The 18,625-nt window shown below is 68.2% G+C and carries 19 protein-coding genes, 1 tRNA gene and 1 other RNA gene; 18 read left to right on the forward strand and 3 right to left on the reverse strand.

Annotation, left to right across the window (positions count from 1 at the left end; genetic code table 11):
* Positions 1–3: 3 nt before the first annotated feature.
* From selA to selD, 4 genes are all read left to right on the forward strand, one after another.
* Positions 4–1,428, forward strand: a complete 1,425-nt coding sequence (gene selA, locus BN1263_RS08575; protein ID WP_058980520.1) for an L-seryl-tRNA(Sec) selenium transferase — start codon at positions 4–6, stop codon at positions 1,426–1,428.
* Positions 1,425–3,356: a selenocysteine-specific translation elongation factor gene (selB, locus tag BN1263_RS08580; RefSeq protein WP_058980534.1), complete on the forward strand. Its 1,932-nt coding sequence runs from the start codon at positions 1,425–1,427 to the stop codon at positions 3,354–3,356. The genes selA and selB overlap by 4 nt, the downstream gene beginning before the upstream one ends.
* Positions 3,357–3,380: 24 nt before the next feature.
* A tRNA-Sec gene (locus BN1263_RS08585) sits at positions 3,381–3,476 on the forward strand.
* Positions 3,477–3,502: 26 nt separating this feature from the next.
* The gene (selD, locus tag BN1263_RS08590) at positions 3,503–4,582 is read left to right on the forward strand and encodes a selenide, water dikinase SelD (RefSeq protein WP_058980521.1); all 1,080 of its coding nucleotides are present in this window, start codon (positions 3,503–3,505) and stop codon (positions 4,580–4,582) included.
* A 57-nt stretch (positions 4,583–4,639) separates the two neighbouring features.
* Here selD and BN1263_RS08595 read toward each other — a convergent pair whose 3' ends face one another.
* On the reverse strand, positions 4,640–5,500 hold the full coding sequence (locus BN1263_RS08595; RefSeq protein ID WP_058980522.1) for a YicC/YloC family endoribonuclease: 861 nt from the start codon (positions 5,498–5,500) through the stop codon (positions 4,640–4,642).
* A gap of 124 nt (positions 5,501–5,624) precedes the next feature.
* Here BN1263_RS08595 and rph point away from each other — a divergent pair, with 124 nt between their 5' ends.
* From rph to pepQ, 7 genes are all read left to right on the forward strand, one after another.
* The gene (rph, locus tag BN1263_RS08600; RefSeq protein WP_049426699.1) at positions 5,625–6,350 is read left to right on the forward strand and encodes a ribonuclease PH; all 726 of its coding nucleotides are present in this window, start codon (positions 5,625–5,627) and stop codon (positions 6,348–6,350) included.
* Positions 6,347–6,736 carry a VOC family protein gene (locus BN1263_RS08605; RefSeq protein ID WP_032956062.1) on the forward strand — a complete coding sequence of 130 codons (390 nt, stop codon included), beginning with the start codon at positions 6,347–6,349 and terminating at the stop codon, positions 6,734–6,736. Before rph ends, BN1263_RS08605 begins: the two co-directional genes overlap by 4 nt.
* The gene (rdgB, locus tag BN1263_RS08610) at positions 6,733–7,329 is read left to right on the forward strand and encodes an RdgB/HAM1 family non-canonical purine NTP pyrophosphatase (protein ID WP_058980523.1); all 597 of its coding nucleotides are present in this window, start codon (positions 6,733–6,735) and stop codon (positions 7,327–7,329) included. The genes BN1263_RS08605 and rdgB overlap by 4 nt, the downstream gene beginning before the upstream one ends.
* Positions 7,330–7,387: 58 nt before the next feature.
* Complete coding sequence (gene hemW, locus BN1263_RS08615; protein WP_058980524.1) at positions 7,388–8,614, forward strand: radical SAM family heme chaperone HemW; 1,227 nt, start codon at positions 7,388–7,390, stop codon at positions 8,612–8,614.
* A gap of 198 nt (positions 8,615–8,812) precedes the next feature.
* A complete protein-coding gene (locus BN1263_RS08620) occupies positions 8,813–11,092 on the forward strand; it encodes a DUF1631 domain-containing protein (protein WP_058980525.1) in 2,280 nt (759 codons plus the stop codon).
* Positions 11,089–11,463 (forward strand): PilZ domain-containing protein, encoded by a 375-nt coding sequence (locus BN1263_RS08625; protein ID WP_005410894.1) that lies wholly within the window; start codon positions 11,089–11,091, stop codon positions 11,461–11,463. Before BN1263_RS08620 ends, BN1263_RS08625 begins: the two co-directional genes overlap by 4 nt.
* A 75-nt stretch (positions 11,464–11,538) precedes the next feature.
* Positions 11,539–12,870, forward strand: coding sequence for a Xaa-Pro dipeptidase (gene pepQ, locus BN1263_RS08630; protein WP_058980526.1), 1,332 nt, complete (start codon positions 11,539–11,541; stop codon positions 12,868–12,870).
* A 541-nt stretch (positions 12,871–13,411) separates the two neighbouring features.
* Here pepQ and BN1263_RS08635 read toward each other — a convergent pair.
* Together BN1263_RS08635 and BN1263_RS08640 are read right to left on the reverse strand one after the other, a co-directional pair.
* Positions 13,412–14,734, reverse strand: coding sequence for an aminopeptidase P N-terminal domain-containing protein (locus BN1263_RS08635; RefSeq protein WP_144435334.1), 1,323 nt, complete (start codon positions 14,732–14,734; stop codon positions 13,412–13,414).
* Positions 14,735–14,739: 5 nt separating this feature from the next.
* Entirely contained in the window at positions 14,740–15,288 is a 549-nt protein-coding gene (locus BN1263_RS08640) for a UPF0149 family protein (RefSeq protein WP_019661998.1), read from the reverse strand.
* Between the two features lie 153 nt (positions 15,289–15,441).
* On the opposite strand from BN1263_RS08640, the gene BN1263_RS08645 reads away from it, so the two are divergent.
* The 7 genes from BN1263_RS08645 (at position 15,442) to BN1263_RS08670 (ending at position 18,531) form a co-directional block, all read left to right on the forward strand.
* The gene (locus tag BN1263_RS08645; protein ID WP_058980528.1) at positions 15,442–15,663 is read left to right on the forward strand and encodes a TIGR02449 family protein; all 222 of its coding nucleotides are present in this window, start codon (positions 15,442–15,444) and stop codon (positions 15,661–15,663) included.
* Positions 15,660–15,956 (forward strand): cell division protein ZapA, encoded by a 297-nt coding sequence (locus BN1263_RS08650; protein ID WP_006467013.1) that lies wholly within the window; start codon positions 15,660–15,662, stop codon positions 15,954–15,956. Before BN1263_RS08645 ends, BN1263_RS08650 begins: the two co-directional genes overlap by 4 nt.
* Before the next feature lie 97 nt (positions 15,957–16,053).
* Positions 16,054–16,239: non-coding RNA, 6S RNA (gene ssrS, locus BN1263_RS20055), on the forward strand.
* 84 nt (positions 16,240–16,323) lie between these two features.
* Positions 16,324–16,917, forward strand: a complete 594-nt coding sequence (locus BN1263_RS08655) for a 5-formyltetrahydrofolate cyclo-ligase (protein ID WP_058980529.1) — start codon at positions 16,324–16,326, stop codon at positions 16,915–16,917.
* A complete protein-coding gene (locus BN1263_RS08660; RefSeq protein WP_014648290.1) occupies positions 16,914–17,393 on the forward strand; it encodes an EVE domain-containing protein in 480 nt (159 codons plus the stop codon). The genes BN1263_RS08655 and BN1263_RS08660 overlap by 4 nt, the downstream gene beginning before the upstream one ends.
* Before the next feature lie 22 nt (positions 17,394–17,415).
* Positions 17,416–18,063 carry a ribose-5-phosphate isomerase RpiA gene (rpiA, locus tag BN1263_RS08665; RefSeq protein ID WP_058980530.1) on the forward strand — a complete coding sequence of 216 codons (648 nt, stop codon included), beginning with the start codon at positions 17,416–17,418 and terminating at the stop codon, positions 18,061–18,063.
* Between the two features lie 21 nt (positions 18,064–18,084).
* Positions 18,085–18,531, forward strand: a complete 447-nt coding sequence (locus BN1263_RS08670) for a DUF192 domain-containing protein (RefSeq protein WP_058980531.1) — start codon at positions 18,085–18,087, stop codon at positions 18,529–18,531.
* Positions 18,532–18,625: the final 94 nt, after the last annotated feature.

An 18,625-nucleotide genomic window follows, 5' to 3' on the forward strand; every position in this document is an offset into this window, starting at 1 on the left:
GCGATGACAGCCATGCCCCCCGCCCCGGCATCGGCCGCCGCCCTGCCCTCGCTGGACCGGGTGCTGCGCCTGCCTGCACTGGCGCCACTGATCGAAGGCCACGGTCGAAGCCGCATCACCCAGCTGCTGCGGTCGCACCTGCAGGTGCTGCGTGAGGGCGTCAGCGCGGGCCAGTTGTCGACCGCGCAGCTGCAGGAAGCGGTCGACGGCCCGGCGCTGGTAGCAGCGGTCGAGGCCGCACTGGCAGCCGAGGCACGGCTGGACCTGCAACCGATGTACAACCTGACCGGCACCGTACTGCATACCAACCTGGGTCGCGCATTGCTGCCCGAGGCTGCGGTGCAGGCAGTCACCCGCGCGATGACCGCGCCGGTGGATCTGGAGTTCGACGTCATCCCTGGCCGTCGCGGCGACCGCGATGCGCGGGTGCAGGCATTGATCTGCGAACTGACCGGCGCCGAAGCCGCCACCGTGGTCAACAACAATGCGGCGGCGGTCCTGCTGCTGCTCAACAGCCTGGCCAACCGCCGCGAGGTGGTGGTGTCGCGCGGCGAACTGGTGGAGATCGGCGGTGCCTTCCGCATCCCCGATGTGATGCGCGGCGCGGGCGCGCGGCTGCTGGAAGTGGGTACCACCAACCGTACCCATCCGGCCGACTTCACCAACGCCATCGGCGCGCGCACAGCGCTGCTGATGGAGGTGCATGCCAGCAACTACGCGATCACCGGATTCACTGCCAAGGTCGACACTGCGGCAATGGCTGCGATCGCGCACGAGCACGGCCTGCCGCTGGTGGTGGACCTGGGCAGTGGCAGCCTGTGCGATCTGCGCATGTTCGGCCTGCCGCACGAGCCCACCGTGCAGGAAACACTGGCGGACGGCGCCGATCTGGTTTCTTTCAGCGGCGACAAGCTATTGGGTGGCCCGCAGGCCGGCATCATCGCCGGTCGCGCGGACCTGATCGCACGGATCAACCGCAACCCGCTGAAGCGGGCACTGCGCATGGACAAGATGGGCCTGGCCGCACTGGAAGCGGTGCTGGCCCTGTACCGCGAACCCGAGCTGCTGGCACAGCGGCTGCCGACACTGCGTACGCTCTCGCGCACGCAGGAGCATATCGATGCGCAGGCCCAGCGCCTGCTGCAGCCGATGCGTGCCTCGCTGGCGGCGGACTACACCCTCGAGCCTGCTTCGATGCACAGCCAGGTCGGCAGCGGCGCCCAGCCACAGGCGCAGCTGGCCAGCGCCGGACTGCGCATTACCTGCGCGCGCCGTGGCGGACTGGATCGCCTGGCCAGGCATCTGCGTCAGCTGCCGCGCCCGGTGCTGGGCCGCATTGCCGATGACGCGTTGTGGCTGGACCTGCGCTGCCTGGAACCCGGGGACGAGGCGGCCTTCCTCGCCCAATGGAGCGCGCTGCAGGCATGATCGTCGGCACCGCCGGGCATATCGACCATGGCAAGACCAGCCTGGTGCGGGCACTGACCGGCATCGAAACCGATCGCCTGCGGGAAGAGCGTACGCGCGGCATATCGATCGAACTGGGCTACGCCTATGTCCCGGTGGAAAGCGGGGACGTCGAAGGCCCGGCCGCGACCCTGGGTTTCGTCGACGTGCCAGGCCACGAGCGCTTCGTGCATACGATGGTGGCCGGCGCCACCGGCATCGATGTCGCCCTGCTGGTGATCGCCGCCGACGACGGCGTGATGCCACAGACCCGCGAGCATCTGGCCATCCTGCAACTGCTGGGCGTGAACTGCGGTGCGGTGGCGCTCACCAAGATCGACCGTGTGGATGCGGCGCGCTTGGCCCGGGTCGAGATCGAGGTCGCTGCCCTGCTGGCCGGCACGCCGCTGCAGGATTCCCCTGTGTTCACCTGCAACAGCACCGCACCCGACGATGCTGGCATCAACGCGCTGCGTACCCAGCTGCACGCGTGGGCGGCGGACGACGCCAGCACGCGCCAGGCCGAACTGCGCAGCGAGCTGTTCCGCATGCCGGTGGACCGCGTGTTCTCGCTGGCCGGCCACGGCACGCTGGTGACCGGCGCAGTGCACGGCGGCATCGCCGCGGTGGGTGAGCATCTGCAGCTGATGCCGGCCGCCACTGAAGTGCGCATACGCAGCATCCACGCGCAGAACCAGGCCAGTGACCACGCGATGGCCGGGCAGCGCTGCGCGCTGAACCTGGCAGCCATCGCCCGTGATGACATCCGCCGCGGTGACTGGATCGCCGACGCACGCGCACTGCTGGCCACCACCCGCGTTGATGTGCGGTTGCGGCTGTCCGCGTTGGCCGCACCGTTGCGCGACTGGGCACCGCTGCATATCCACTGGGGCACGATGCACCGGCAGGCCCATGTGGTGCTGCTGGAGGACCATGACCACGGTGATGGGCAGTTGGTGCAGCTGGTGTTCGATGCTCCGGTCTGTGCGATGTGTGGCGACCGCTTCATTGCCCGCGATTCAGCGGCCACCCACACGCTGGGCGGCGGCCTCGTGCTCGATCCGGACCCGCCACAGCGGCACCGGCGCAGTCCTGCACGGCTCGCATGGCTGGGAGCACTGGAGCAACTGGCCGCGGGTGCGGGAATCGGCCCACTGTTGCAGCAGGCGCCCTTCGGTGTTGCCATGGCCGCGCTGCAGCGCTACTGCCGGCGCGCCGCCGACCGGATCGTTCTTCCCGCAGGCGCACAGCGCGTCATCACCCGCGAAGACACGGTGGTCATCCTCGCCTCGCACTGGCAGCTGCTGCGCGAGCAGGTAGTCACCTCACTGCGCAGTTGGCATGAGCGACGCCCCGACGAACCCGGTGTCGACAGCGGCCGCCTGCAGCGCAGCACCCTGCCCGCGCTTGCAGCGAGCCTCTGGAATGCCCTGCTGCAGGACCTGCTGGACGACGGCAGCGTGCAACGCGTGGGTGCCTGGTGGCGCCTGCCCGGCCATGACCATGCGCCACCGGAACGCGAGCGTCTGCTGCTGGAACGCGTGCTGCCGCAACTGCACGCCGGTGGCTTCGATCCACCGTGGGTGCGCACCCTTGCTGCCGAGATCGGCCTGGCCGAAGACGAGGTCCGCGCCGTCCTGCGCCGCGCCACCGCACGTGGCGAGCTGTTCCAGGTGGTGCCGGACCTGTTCTATGCACCCGCACGCATTGCCGAACTCGCCGCGATCGTCGCGCAGCTGTCACAGGCCAGCGGCACGGTGGATGCGGCCACGTTCCGCGACGCCATCGGCCTGGGCCGCAAACGCAGCATCCAGATCTTGGAGTTCTTCAACCGCGTTGGCTACACTCGACGCGTCGGTGACCAGCATCGGCCGCGCGGCGACCTGCAATGGAACCCAGCCCGCGACTGAGCCCACCGGCACCGCCGTACTTTCGGAAGGCATGCGCATCCGGGCATGCGGCTGGGCTTCAAACCCAGTAGGGGGTGTCGATCGCTCCCTGGTAGGTTCGACTCCTGCTGCCTTCCGCCATTCGCGTTCCCGCAGGAGATGTCGGCATGGCCACGCACGCGCAGTCCCCCGCCCCTTCAACGGCCGATGCCCCGCAACGACTGACCTCTCTCGCGCATGGCGGCGGCTGCGGCTGCAAGATCGCGCCGGGCGTGCTGAGCGAACTGCTGCGCGGCGTTCCAGCACTTCCGGCACCGGCCGAACTGCTGGTTGGCCGCGAGACCAGCGACGACGCTGCGGTGTACCGCCTCGATGATCGCCAGGCAATCGTCGCCACCACCGATTTCTTCATGCCCATCGTCGACGACCCGTTCGACTTCGGCCGCATCGCGGCCACGAACGCGCTGTCGGACCTGTACGCGATGGGCGCGCGCCCGCTGTTCGCACTGGCCATCGTCGGCATGCCGATCAATACGCTGCCGCAGGACACGATCCGCGGCATCCTGCAGGGTGGTGAACGCGCCTGCGCTGATGCCGGCATCGTGGTCGCTGGTGGCCACAGCATCGATTCGGTGGAACCCATCTACGGCCTGGCCGCGATCGGCGTGCTCGACCCGCAACGACTCAAGCGCAATGCCGATGCCCGCGCCGGCGACGTGCTGGTGCTGGGCAAGCCGTTGGGCGTGGGCGTGTATTCGGCAGCACTGAAGAAAGAAGTGCTGGATGCCGACGGCTACCGGCAGATGATCGCGTCGACCACCCGCCTGAACAGCGTGGGCGTGCCGCTGGCCGCGCTGGACGGCGTGCATGCCATGACCGACGTCACCGGCTTCGGTCTGCTCGGCCATCTGCTGGAGGTGTGCCGCGCCAGCGGCGTCGCTGCCGAAGTGGACAGTACCCAGGTGCCGCTGCTGCCGCAGGCGTTGGAGCTGCTGCAGCGCGGCTGCGTGACCGGCGCCTCCAACCGCAACTGGGCCTCGTATGGTGCCGAGGTGCGTTTCGCCGATGGGTTGCCGGCCCACTGGCAGCCGCTGCTGACCGACCCGCAGACCAGCGGCGGCCTGCTGGTGTCGTGCGCCCCGGAAGCGGTGGACGCGGTGCTGGCCTGTTTCCACGACGCCGGGTTCGGTCAGGCGGCCGTGGTGGGGCGGCTGGCCGAAGGCGCGCCGGGCGTCAGCGTGCGCTGATGCGCTGGAACGACAAGGGCGCCCGAAGGCGCCCCTGCTGTATCGCTGGATGCAACATCATTCGATGTTCTGCACCTGCTCGCGGATCTGGTCGATCAGCACCTTCAGCTCCACCGCGGCATTGGACGTGCGGCTGTCCACCGACTTCGAGCCCAACGTATTGGCTTCGCGGTTGAACTCCTGCAGCAGGAAGTCCAGGCGGCGGCCGACCGGCTCGCGCTGCTTGAGCACGCGGCGGATCTCGACGATGTGGCTGCCGAGGCGGTCCAGCTCTTCATCCACGTCCAGCTTCTGCAGCCACAGCACCAGTTCCTGCTCGGCGCGGCCGGGGTCGACCGGGTGCGGCAGGTCGGCCAGGCGTGCGGCCAGCTTGCTGCGCTGGCCGTCGCGAATGGCCGGAATCAAGATGCGCACTTCGCTGGCGATGCGTTCTATGCCGTCCACGCGCTCACTGATGGCCGCCGACAACTTGCCGCCTTCGCGCTCACGGGCCTCGACGAAACCTTCCAGCACCTGGTCCAGCAGGGCCAGTGCCTCGGCCTGGAGAGCGGCGGCATCGGTGGCCTCACCGCGGGTCACGCCCGGCAGCTGCAGCAGGTCGGCGAAGCTGACCTGCAGGTTGGGGAAATCGGAGGTCAGCCGGTGCGCAAGGCGACCCAGCTGGCCCAGCAGCGCCTCGTCCACCTGCAGGTTGGCCGCCGCTTCCGGCGCACGCAGGCGCATCGCCAAGTCCAGCTTGCCGCGGCTCAGGCGCGCGGCGATGCGCTCGCGCAGCTGTGGTTCCAGCGCCCGCAGCTCCTCGGGCAGGCGGGTGCCGACCTCCAGGAAGCGGTGATTGACCGAGCGCAGCTCGCAGCCCAGCGTGCCCCACGGGGTGACCCGCTCGCCGCCGGCATAGGCGGTCATGCTTCGAATCATGGATTGTGTCCGGTGCGTGCAAAGGGGGAATGGTACCCTAGCGCCCTCACCAGAGCCCCCTTGCCCGCCCCGTGAAGGCTGCGGGCGTGGCGGCGTACTCCCTCGCCATTACGGAACCCGCACCATGTCCGATTCCCGCCCCAGCGGCCGCCAGCCCGACCAGCTCCGCCCGGTCGTCATCCAACGCGGCTTCACCCGCCACGCCGAAGGTTCGGTGCTGGTGTGCTTCGGCGAAACCCGTGTGCTGTGCACCGCCAGCGTCGAGAACCGCGTGCCGGGCTTCCTGCGCGGCAAGGGCGAAGGCTGGGTCACCGCCGAATACGGCATGCTGCCGCGCGCCACCCACACCCGCAGCGACCGTGAAGCGGCCCGTGGCAAGCAGGGTGGCCGCACCTTGGAGATCCAGCGCCTGATCGGCCGCAGCCTGCGCGCCTGCGTGGATCGCAACGCGCTGGGCGAGCGCACCATCACCCTCGACTGCGACGTGCTGCAGGCCGACGGCGGCACCCGCACCGCCGCCATCACCGGCGCCTACGTAGCCCTGGTCGATGCGGTGAACGTGCTGATGAAGCGTGGCGACATCAAGCGCAACCCGATCCTGGGCGCAGTGGCCGCCGTATCGGTAGGCGTGTACCGCGGCACCCCGGTGCTGGACCTGGACTACGCCGAAGACAGCGACTGCGACACCGACATGAACGTGGTGATGAACGACGGTGGCGGCTTCATCGAGCTGCAGGGCACCGCCGAAGGCCACGCCTTCCGTCGCGATGAACTGGACGCGCTGCTGGGCCTGGCCGAGAAGGGCGTGGCCGAGCTGCTGGCCGCGCAGCAGGCGGCGCTGTCGGCATGAACCGGCGCATCGCCCTGACCACCCTGGTGGTGGCCGACTATGACGAAGCCATTGCCTGGTACACCGGCAAGCTCGGCTTCGCATTGCTCGAAGATATCGACCAGGGCCACAAGCGCTGGGTGGTGGTCGGCCCGACAGACGGCAGCGCCGCCGCCCTGCTGCTGGCCCGTGCCAGCGACGAGGAACAGCGCAGCCGCATCGGCAACCAGACCGGTGGCCGCGTTGCCTTCTTCCTCAACACCGACGACTTCCACCGCGACCACGCGGCGATGCTGGCCGCCGGCGTCGAGTTCCTGGAAGCACCGCGCGAAGAACCCTATGCAACGGTCGCGGTATTCCGCGACCTGTATGGCAACACCTGGGACCTGCTGGAGCCCCGTCAATGAAGAAACTGGTACTGGCCAGCCACAACGCCGGCAAGCTGGTGGAGATGCAGGAGATCCTTGCCGACCTGCCGCTGCAGATCACCTCGGCCGCCGAGCTGGGCCTGGGTGACGTGGAAGAGACCGGCCTGACCTTCGTCGAGAACGCGCTGCTGAAGGCACGCGCGGCCTGCAAAGCGACCGGCCTGCCGGCGCTGGCCGATGATTCGGGCCTGATCGTCGATGCCCTCGGCGGTGCGCCGGGCCTGTACAGCGCACGCTATGCCGGCCACCCGACCAATGCTGCGGCCAACAATGCCAAGCTGCTGGACGCGATGGCCGACATTCCCGATGGCCAGCGCAGCGCCCGCTTCTATGCGGTGATCGTGCTGCTGCGCCACGCCACCGACCCGCAGCCGCTGATCTGCGAAGGCCGCTGGGAAGGGCAGATCATCCGAGAGCTGCGTGGCACGAATGGTTTCGGCTACAACCCGGTGTTCCTGGACACCACCCACGGCCTGACCGCCGCGGAAATGGAGCCGGCGCTGAAGAACGCCATCAGCCACCGTGCCATTGCCCTGCAGCAGCTCAAGCAGCAACTGGCGACGCTGTACTGACGCCCGACCTGATCGAACCAGGGAAGCCGGCCAGCGGCCGGCACTACCGAAGAAGCCCATGCCGCACGCCCACGACCACTGCAACCACCTGCCCGGCGAAGCCTGCTCCGCCGACCACGACAACCCGCCGCGGCTGGTGCCGCCACCGCTGTCGTTGTACGTGCACCTGCCGTGGTGCGTGCGCAAATGCCCGTACTGCGATTTCAATTCGCACCAGGCCAAGGGCGAGTTGCCGTTCGAGGCCTACATCGATGCACTGCTGCGCGACCTGGACCAGGACCTGCCGCTGGTCTGGGGCCGGGTGGTGCACAGCGTGTTCTTCGGCGGCGGTACGCCCAGCCTGTTCCCGCCGGAGGCGATCGACCGCTTCCTGCAGCAGGCCAGCGCGCGCCTGCGCTTTGCCCCCAACGCCGAAATCACCCTGGAGACCAACCCGGGCACCGCCGAGCATGGCCGTTTCGACCGCTACCGCGCGGCCGGCGTGAACCGCCTCAGCTTCGGCATCCAGAGTTTCGACGATGCCATGCTCAAGCGCCTGGGCCGCATCCACGACAGTGGCGAAGCCGAGCGCGCGGTGAAGATGGCGCAGGACGCGGGCTACGACAACTTCAACATCGACCTGATGTACGCGCTGCCGGAACAGACCCTGGCCGGCGCTGAGGCCGACCTGGAGCGTGCGTTCGCGCTGCAGCCGGCGCATATCTCGCACTACCAGCTGACCCTGGAACCGAACACGGTGTTCTTCGCGCGGCCGCCGCAGGGCATTCCCGACGAAGACAACGCCTGGGACATGCAGGAACACTGCCAGGCGCTGCTGGCGCAGGCCGGCTTTGGCCAGTACGAGGTCAGCGCCTATGCGCGCCCCGGCCGGCAAAGCGCGCACAACCTGAACTACTGGCGTTTCGGCGATTACCTGGGCATCGGTGCCGGTGCGCACGGCAAGATCAGCTCGGGCGCCGAAGAACACGTGCTGCGCCGCTGGAAGCTGAAGCATCCGCAGGCCTACCTGGACAGCGCGGGCACGCCGGCCTCGTTCGGTGGCGATGATGTGATCGCGCCGGAACGGCTGCCGTTCGAGTACATGCTCAACCTGTTGCGCCTGCACGAAGGTTTCGGCCTGCGCGATTTCGAGTCGCGCACCGGGCTGCCGCGCAGCGTGCTGGACGCGCCGCTGGCCGAGGCCGTGCAGCGCGGCTGGCTGGTCGTGGCCGACGGCCACGTGCAACCCACCGAGCTGGGCCGCCGCTTCACCAACGACGTGGTGAGCCTGTTCCTGGAAGATTGATCCTCGCCTGACAGAGGGTACTGCCGGCCGCTGGCCGGAAATCCGGTGAAGACATATCTGCCGGCCAGCGGCCGGCAGTACCGCACATCAGGGCCATACGGGCGGATGCGATTCCCGTTCACCCTAAAGTAGCGCCGACTGCGGCCGACACGGTAGATTCACAAGATCGATCCGCGGGAATCCGGGTACCGCTCGCCGATGTCAGCTGTCTTTTCCATTACCTCTGCCGACAAAGCCCGCCTGGCCGCCAGCGACCTGCCACCGCGGGTGCGTGAGCTGCTGGGCGCGTTGATCGGCCTGTGCCGGCAGACGCTGGCAGCGCCGCTGATCCTGACCGTCGAAGCGTTGGAGCAGACCCTGCTGCACGATGCCGATCGCGCACGCAATCCGCAGCAGCAGGCCGAGCTGATGGCCCAGCGTGGCCAGTTGCACGCCTTTTCCGGTCATTTCGCTGACCGCATGCTTGATGCCGTGGCCGATGCGCTGATACGGCTGCGCGAACCCACGGCCCACTTCAGCCCCGGTTCCACGCCACCGCCGCTGCCCGGCATGCTCGGGCTGTCGCTGGTCGATGAACATGAAGTGGACCGCGACCTGCTGCTGACCGAGATGGTGCGGCGGGAGACGCTGCGTTCGACCAACACGCTCAACCTGCTGGGCCAACGCCTGGGCGTACTGGCGGCAGCACCGGCCTTCGAGGCCGACACCCTGCCGCTGGCACCGCAGGCACTGTGCGCCATGCTGCGCCGGATTGCCGAACAGGATTCGCTCACTGTCGACGTTCAGCTGGCGCTGTACCGCAGCTTCGAACGCCAGGTGCTGGAACGCCTGGGCGACATCCTCGACCGTGCCAATGCCCTGTTGGCCCAGCACGGCGTGCTGCCCGGCCTGGTCTACACCCCCTATCTGGCGCGTTCATCGAGCACCCGGCGGATCATCACCCAGTCGGTGGGCGGTGGTCGCGCCACGCAGCCGGCAAAGCGTGCCGCCGCGCCACTGACCGGCTGGAACGGATCGGCACCGGCCGGCTCCTGGTCGAGCCTGGTGCAGGACGCTTTCCAGGATGACAGCACAGCCGGCGCGGCCTCGCCGGGCCTGACCACCTCCACGGGCAGCGCGCTGCATGCGCTGCTGCAGCAGGCACGCCATGCCAGCGCAGCACCTGCGGATCGCGATGCAGTGCCGAGCGCGGCCGTGGATGCGGTTCTCGCACGCCTGCAGGCGCAGTCCAGCGCCGCCACCGGCGTAGCCGACCTGCAGGCGGCCGTGGTCGCGCAGCTGCGCAGCGAGCATGGCACGCAGGCCCAGCTGGGCAGCCACGACCGCGACAGCCTCGATCTGCTGCGCATGCTGATGCAGCAGGTGCAGCGGCAGCAGCGTCCGGACCCGGTGCCGGCCGCCCTGCTGGCGCGCCTGCAGGTACCGCTGGCACGTGCAGCAATGGCCGACCCCGGCTTCTTCGTGCGCGACGAGCACCCCGCGCGCGAACTGCTCAACCAGATTGCCGAAGTCGGCGCCCACTGGCTGGGCGACGATGATGTCGACCCGCAGTTGCTGCAGCGCATGGCGCAGAGCGTGCAGGGCCTGCTGGGCCAGGATGCGCGGGCGCCGGAGGCCTTCGCCAGCGCGAACGAGGAAGTGCAGCAGCATCAGCGCGCCGCAGCGCATCGCGCCGAGCTGGCCGAGCGCCGCCATGTGGAAGCCGCGCGCGGCAAGGAGCGGCTGGAACTTGCCCGCCGCCAGGCCACCGCGCAGATCGACCAGTGCTGCGACGCGCAGTCGCCGCCGCGCTTCGTGCAGACCCTGCTGCGCCAGGCCTGGGCCGATGCACTGACCCTCACCCGCCTGCGCCATGGCGACGATTCACCGCAGTGGCAGGAACGGCTGCAACAGACCGAGCGCATCGCTGCCATTACCGCCCAGGCCATCGATGCCCCCGGCGGCACCGATACCGCGCTGGCAGCGGACGTGGAGGCGGCCCTGCTGCAGGTCGGCTACCACGCCGAGGAAGCGGCCGCCGTCGCGCGCAGGCTGGCCACGCCCGGTGGCGAGGATGAAAGCACCTCGCGTACCGAGCTCAGCGCACGCCTGAAGGCACGTGCGCGCCTGGGCGAGCACGCTGGTACACCCACCGGCACCTCGCCTGCAACGCCCCGCAGCAGTGCCGAAGAAGCCGCCTACCAGCAACTGTCCACGCTCCCGTTCGGCAGCTGGTTCGACATCGATACCGGTGATGGCACGCTGCGACGCCAGCGCCTGTCCTGGTACAGCCTGCTCACCGGCCACGCCCTGTTCGTCAATCCGCGCGGGCAGAAGATCGCCGATACCGACCTTGATACGCTGGCCCGGCAGATCAGTGCCGGCCGCGCGCAGCTGGTCACCGAAGACAAGGGCCGGCTGGTCGACCGTGCCTGGGAAGCCAGCCTCGGTGCGCTGCGCGCACTGGCCACGGCTCGCGCACAGGAGACCCCCGCATGAAAGCCGTACCGCCGCAGGACACCCGCCGCGCGCCGCGCCGCCAGGTCTCGGACCTGGTGCCGGTTACCGACCAGATGCGCGAGTGCGTGGTCGGGCGCCTCGGCAATGTCTCCGAAACTGGCATGCTGATGCTGGCCAGCATGCCGCTGCGCGAGGATGCGCTGTACCAGCTGCGCTTTCCCTTGCCATTGGGTGATGGCCGCCAGCAGGCCATCGACGTAGGCGTGCATCTGCTGTGGAGCGAGCCCGCACACGTTCCCGGGCAGAGCTGGACCGGCTTCCGCTTCCTGACCCTGTCGCGCGAACATCGGCAGCTGCTGCGGCAGTGGGTGGGCGAAGACAGCGACGAGGGACCGGTTTCGACGGCCTGAGTGCCGGTTCCGGCACAGCGGTTTTTCGCGGTATGCGGCAGAATCTAGGGCCGTTTTCCGTGTCGAGCCACCGCAATGATCCAGCAAGACCCCGGCGCCCTGTATTCCGACCACCTGGCCGTGCTGTGCCGACGCGCCGAACAGGCGCTGGCCCGCGGCGGCTTCGACCATCTGGTGGTGCCCAGCGGCACCCTGCACTACCAGGTGTTCGACGACCGCGACTACCCGTATGCGGTCAACCCGCAGTTCAAGGCCTGGCTGCCGCTGACCCGCGTGCCCAACAGCTGGATCGTGTTCACCCCGGGCAAGCGCCCGGCAGTGATCTTCCACCAGCCCTTCGACTACTGGCACGTGGTGCCGGACGCCCCCAGCGGCTGGTGGGTGGAGCACTTCGACATCCACATCATCCGCAAGCCGGACGAAGCACTGGCCCTGCTGCCGGCCGACCCGTCGCGCTGCGCGATCCTCGGCGAGCCGCAGAGCGCGCTGGGCAGCTACGTGCCGAACAACCCCGCGCCGGTGGTGAACTACCTGGAATGGCACCGCGGCAGCAAGACGCTGTATGAAATCGCACTGATGCGCCAGGCGCAGGTGCTGGGCGTGCGCGGCCACCGCGCCGCCGAGGCCGCGTTCCGCAACGGTGCCGACGAATTCAGCATCCACATGGCGTACTGCCAGGCGGTGGGCCAGGATGCCAACGAGCTGCCGTACGGCAACATCGTGGCGTTGAACGAACACGCCGCCGTGCTGCACTACACCGAGCTGGGTCGCAAGGCACCGCAACCGCTGCGCAGCTTCCTGATCGATGCCGGTGCCAGCGCGCACGGCTACGCCAGTGACATCACCCGCACCTACGCCGCCCAGGGCCACGACGAATTCGCCGCGATGATCGCCGCCGTCGACGCCGCCCAGCAGCAGATGTGCGCGGCGGTGCGCCCGGGCTTCGACTACAAGCAGCTGCACGTGGACGCGCATCTTTCGCTGATGGGCGTGCTGAAGGACTTCGGCGTGATCAAGGTCTCGCCGCAGACCGCGCTGGATACCGGCGTCAGCGCCGCGTTCTTCCCGCACGGCATCGGCCACCTGATCGGCCTGCAGGTGCACGACGTGGCCGGCTTCGCGGCCAGCGACGAAGGCGGCCGCATCGAACGCCCGGCCGGCCACCCGTACCTGCGCCTGACCCGCGTGCTGGAACCGGGCATGGTGGTGACCATCGAACCGGGCCTGTACTTCATCGACATGCTGTTGAACGAAGTGAAGGACGCCGGCCATGGTGATGCGATCAACTGGGACCGTGTGGACTTCTTCCGTCCGTATGGCGGCATCCGCATCGAAGACGAAGTGCTGTGCACTGAGGGCGAGGCGGACAACCTGACGCGGCCGGCGTTTGCGGCGGCGAACGGCTGAGCCCCTCGTGGTTTGACGCTGAAATCAAAAGCCGCGCTTGGCCGGGCGGGGTGGGTGGTCAGGACGCGCCGTAAACCCATCCATGGGGGCTCGATGGCGCCATCCATGGCGCCAACGGTCCTGCCCGCCCACCCCGCCCGGCCTTTGACAGTTTCCTGCGCGCGTCCAACCACGGAAAAGAAAAAGAAAAGCAGAAGCGGGTCACTCGCTGCGCTCGCTCTGTGTCGACCAAGGTCGACACCTACCAACAGCCGCAATTGCCAGTAGATCCACGCCATGCGTGGATGATTCATTCGATGTCTGACAGATGTGCCGACCAACGGTCGGCACCCACCAACAGCCGCGTGAACCTGTCGAAGGCGGGGTACTGTTGGGTTTGCGGGGTGTGAGCCGCATGGATGCGGCGACCAAGCCTACAAGGACGTACTTGCGGCGGCCCCGCAAACCCACAGTACCCCGCCATCCCACGGAATGCCGCTGTTGCGGTTGCTGTTGCTGTGGCCTCTGCAGGTGCAGGGCTGCAAGCCCTGCAGAACACCCCTTACCCCGCCATCACCGCTTCGATCTCGTCGGCGCTGTGCGCCAGGCCTTCGGTCAGCACGCGATGGCCATCGTCGGTGATCAGCACGTCATCCTCGGTGCGGATACCGATACCGCGCCAGCGCGGCTCCACCGTCGTGTCATCCACGCCGATGTACAACCCAGGCTCGATGGTGAACGCCATGCCCGGCTCCAGCAGACGCGAGTCACCGGCCAAGCGGTAGTCGCCCACGTCGTGCACGTCCATGCCGATCCAGTGCCCGGTCTTGTGCCGGTAGAAGCGCTGGTACAGGCCCTCGGACAGGTTCTTTTCCAGCGTGCCCTTCAGCAGGCCCAGCCGCAGCAGGCCCTCGGTCAAGGTCTGCACTGCGGCCAGATGGCCGGCCTCGTAGGGCACGCCCGGCCTGGCCTGGGCCAGCGCCGCCGCCTGCGCATCGCCGACCAGGTCGTGCAGCGCGCGCTGCTCGGCACTGAAGCGGCCGTTCACCGGGAAGGTGCGGGTGATGTCGCTGGCGTAGCCGCGGTACTCGGCACCGGCATCGATCAGCACCAGCTCGCCATCGCGCGACCGCGCGTTGTTGTCGCGGTAATGCAGGATGCAAGCATTGCGGCCGGCGCCGACGATGCTGCAGTACGCGGGCACCGCATCATTGGCGCGGAACACGCGTTCCAGCTCGGCCTGTAGTTCGTACTCGTGGATGCCGGCCCTGGCGGCCTTCATCGCCGCCAGATGCGCACGCACGCTGATCTGTGCGGCGTGGTGCATCAGTGCCACTTCGGCGCCGGACTTGAACAGACGCTGCTCGTGCAGCAGGTGGCCCAGCTCCAGGAACTCATGTGGCGGCTGCGCACCGTGGCGTACCTGCGAACGCACGCGGTTGACCCAGCCGATCAGCTTCAGGTCGAAGTCGGCGTCGCGACCGAAGTGGTAGTAGACGCGCGAACGGCCTTCCAACAGGCCCGGCAGGATGTCGTCCAGATCATCGATCGGGTACGCATCGTCCATTCCGTACTGCGCCACCGCGCCTTCCTGGCCGGCACGGCTGCCGTCCCAGGCTTCGCGCTCGGCATCACGTTCGCGGCAGAACAGGATGGCCTCGCCGTGGCGCCGGCCCGGGATCAGCACCAATACCGCCTCCGGCTCCGGAAAACCGCTCAGGTACTGGAAGTCCGAGTCCTGGCGGAACGGGTAATGGGTATCGAGGCTGCGCACCTTCTCGGCCGCGGCCGGCAGCACCAGGATCGCGTCCTCGCCGGCCATGTCCATCAGCTGGCGGCGACGACGCTTGTATTCGCCGGCCGCAATGCCGGTGCGCTGCTTGATGTCCATCAGTTCAGGCGCTGGCGGTGGCGCGAGGCCAGCACCACGTCGCCGTGCAGCAGCAGCACCGCCACGCGGATGAATTCCTCGATCTCCGACAGCGCTTCGTCGTCATCATCGCCGCCGGCCTCGAAATCCTCGCTGGAGGCGCGTGCCAGGCTGGCCATGTCGGTCAGCGCTTCTTCACCCTCTTCGGACAGGGCCGGGCGACGGCCGCCGCTGCCCAGGCCGAAACCACCCAGGAAGGAACGGGTCCAGCTGAACATGGCATCGGCCTGTGCGGACACCTCGTCGGTGTCAGCCAGCAACAGCTCGAAGGCGAAGTCACGGTCTTCCAGCTGCTTGATGGTGGCCTGCAGCAGCTGCCCCAGCACGCTGTCGGCGGCCACCGGCGGCAGGTTGTCGTCGGCCAGCACGCGCGCCGGCCAGTCGTTGCCGGGGGCACCGCCGGCGGCCAGCCAGCCACACAGCGCACCATGCAGCTCGGCAGCGGTGGCGCCCAGGCCCAGCTCCTGGCTGGCGCGGGTAACGTCGTCGACGGAGGGAAGTTCGGTCATCGTGCGGCTCGTTCGGAAAGGAAACCCGGAGCGCGCACGCGCGCGCCCGTGAGACCCCGTAGTGTAGCAACCCGGCGGCATCCTCCCGGTAGCCCTCCGGCCTTGCTGCGACAGCGCTTGACCGCCCTTGCCCGGCTTGCCTATCGTGCCTGCATGGAACCCGCCAACCCCCTTGCCCAGCTGCAGGACTTCGCCGCCCGCGTGGAAGCGTTGCTTGAACGCAACCAGCGCCTGGCCGAGGAGAACCGCAGCCTGCGCCACCAGCAGGAGCAGCTGGTGGCCGAGCGTTCGACGCTGCTGGCCAAGAACGAACAGGCGCGCTCGCGGGTGGAAGCAATGATCAGCCGGCTCAAATCCCTGGAGCAGCACACATGAGCGCCGAACCGGTCAGTGTCCGCATCCTCGATCGTGAATACACCGTGGGCGTCGGCGGCGATGAACGCGACAGCCTGATGGCGGCTGCGCGCCTGCTCGATGCGCGCATGCGCGAGATCCGCGGCAGCAACCGCATGGCCGCCGTGGACCGTGTCGCCGTGCTGGCCGCGCTGAACCTGGCCCACGAACTGCAGCTGCTGCGCGACGAGAACGCCCGCCAGGCCGTGGCCCTGCAGCAGACGCTGGCGGACCTGAACCGGCGGCTGGACCGCGCCATCGACGGCGGCGCCTGAAGACCGTGCACAACGCGTCTTCTCATATCTGAATTGGCACGTACTGTTGCCGACGAACGGCCTATCCAGATCCGGCGCGCTGGCTATAATGGCCACGCGTTCTCTGCGGTACTCGACGGCATGTGCAAACATTCGCCTTGTCCCTTAAGAACGACACCGGGAGCGCGACAGCGCCGGGAGTGCAGGTCCGCCTTGTAGCGGGAAGCCCGATGGTTCTCCAGCGTTCCCACTTGAGCCCCCGGGTTCAAGGTCGTTTCGCATGCATCGACATTGCGGAGAATGCAATATTCCAGCAAGGGCGGCGTCTTCGGGCGTCGCCCTTGTTCTTTCCGGCACAATGACGGCTGTTCCCCCGCCGCACGCTGCCATGACCGACCCGCGCCAGGCCCTGCGCCACGACCTGCGGCAACGCCGCCGCGACCTTTCCGCCGCTGAGCGCATCGACGCCGCCGAATCGCTTGCCGATGCCCTGCTCGCCCTGCCGTTCGCCCCGCGCGAAGGCGCCGTGGCCGGCTACTGGGCGCTGGATGGCGAGATCGCCCTGCACCGCTGGCAGTTGCAGTTGCCCGAAGGCCTCACCTACTGCCTGCCGGTGCTGGCCGGCGACGTGCTGCGCTTCGCGCCGTGGCGGCCGGGGCAGCCGCTGACCAGCAACCGTTACGGCATTCCCGAGCCGGACGTAGCGCTGGAAGACACCCTGGAACCAGCACAGATGGCGCTGGTGGTGGCCCCGCTGGTGGGTTTCGACACGCAGTGCCGGCGGCTGGGCATGGGGGGCGGCTGGTATGATCGCAGCTTCGCCTTCCGCCACGACCGGCCGGCGCCGCCCTGGCTGGTCGGTGCTGCGTTCGCGGTGCAGCAGGTCGAGTCCTTGCCGGTGGCGTCGTGGGACGTGCCCGTGGATGCGATCTGCACCGAAGACGGCACCCTGTTCCCCTCCGCTGCCCCCGTGAACGCATGACCGCCCGCAAGCGCTACTGGCTGATGAAGTCCGAACCGGACGCCTTCTCCATCGATGACCTGGCCAAGGTCAAGGTCGAACCCTGGAACGGGGTGCGCAATTACCAGGCGCGCAACTTCATGCGCGATGGCATGCAGGTGGGCGACGGCATCCTGTTCTACCACTCCAATACCAAGGTGCCGGGCATCGTCGGCCTGGCCACGGTGGCCAGCACGGCCTATCCGGACGACACCCAGTTCGATCCAAAATCCGACTACTACGACCCCAAGAGCACGCGCGAGAACCCGCGCTGGATGCTGGTGGACGTGGCCTTCGACCGCAAGCTCAAGCAGGTGATCGCGCTGGACGAGATCAAGCTGCACGCCGAAGAGCTCGGTGAAGGCTTCCCGCTGGTTGCCAAGGGCAACCGCCTGTCGGTGTTCCCGGTGACCGCCGCGCAGTGGAAGCTGCTGCTGTCGCTGGAAAAGAAATCCTGATTCCCTGCCTGAGAGTTCTCCCATGTCCGAAGCCAAGCGCCTGGCCGCCGAGAAAGCCATCGAGTACGTTGAAGACGGCATGATCGTCGGTGTCGGCACCGGTTCCACCGTGGCCTATTTCATCGATGCCCTGGCCCGCATCCAGCACCGCATCAAGGGCGCCGTGTCCAGCTCCGAGCAGAGCACCGCGCGCCTGAAGCAGCACGGCATCGAAGTGATCGAGCTGAACCACAGCGGCAACCTGTCGCTGTACGTGGACGGCGCGGATGAGTGCGATCCGAACAAGTGCCTGATCAAGGGCGGTGGCGCCGCGCTGACCCGCGAGAAGATCATCGCCGAGGCCAGCGAGCGCTTCATCTGCATCGTCGACCCGAGCAAGCAGGTGCCGATACTCGGCAAATTCCCGCTGCCGGTGGAAGTGATCCCGATGGCGCGCAGCCTGATCGCCCGCCAGATCCGCGACATGACCGGCGGCCAGCCGACCTGGCGCGAAGGCGTGGTGACCGACAATGGCAACCAGATCCTGGACATCCACAACCTGCAGATCACCGATCCGGAAAAGCTGGAGCGCGAGCTCAACCAGTTGCCGGGCGTGGTCTGCGTCGGCCTGTTCGCCCGCCGTCGCGCCGATGTGGTGATCGTCGGCGGCGAACCGCCGGTCGTGCTCTGACCCTTCCGAAGGATCCTGACGATGTCGCTGTTGCGTTCGCTGCTGATGCTTCCATTGCTGGCGCTGGCCGGCTGCGCCACCGATGCGGCCCGCCATTGGGTCGAGCTGGATGGCGCCCGCTACCAGGTCGAGCTGGCTACCAATGACGAGACCCGCGCGCGCGGGCTGATGTTCCGCGACCAGATGGCGGCCGACCACGGCATGCTGTTCATCCACGACCGCGAGGAAATGCAGGCGTACTGGATGAAGAACACCAGGATCGCGCTGGACATCCTGTACTTCGACAACGAGCGCAGGCTGGTCAGCCAGCAGCGCGACGTGCCGCCGTGCTCGGCCGGCGACATGTGCCCGCCCTACCCCAGCGGCGGCCCGGCGCGGTACGTTCTGGAACTCAACGCCGGCCAGGCCGAGAAGCTGCAGTTGAAGGACGGTACGGAGCTGAAATTCGGCCCGGGCATCGAAAAGTAAGGTACGGCCGGGCCGCCCCCGCCCCCCGCCGAAACCAAGGCCGAAGCGACAGCAAAAGCACGTATTCCGTGGGTTGGCGAGGTGGGTCCGGCTG

Origin of the sequence: Stenotrophomonas thermophila (assembly GCF_001499715.1) — a bacterium.
Taxonomy (GTDB): Bacteria; Pseudomonadota; Gammaproteobacteria; order Xanthomonadales; family Xanthomonadaceae; genus Stenotrophomonas; species Stenotrophomonas hibiscicola.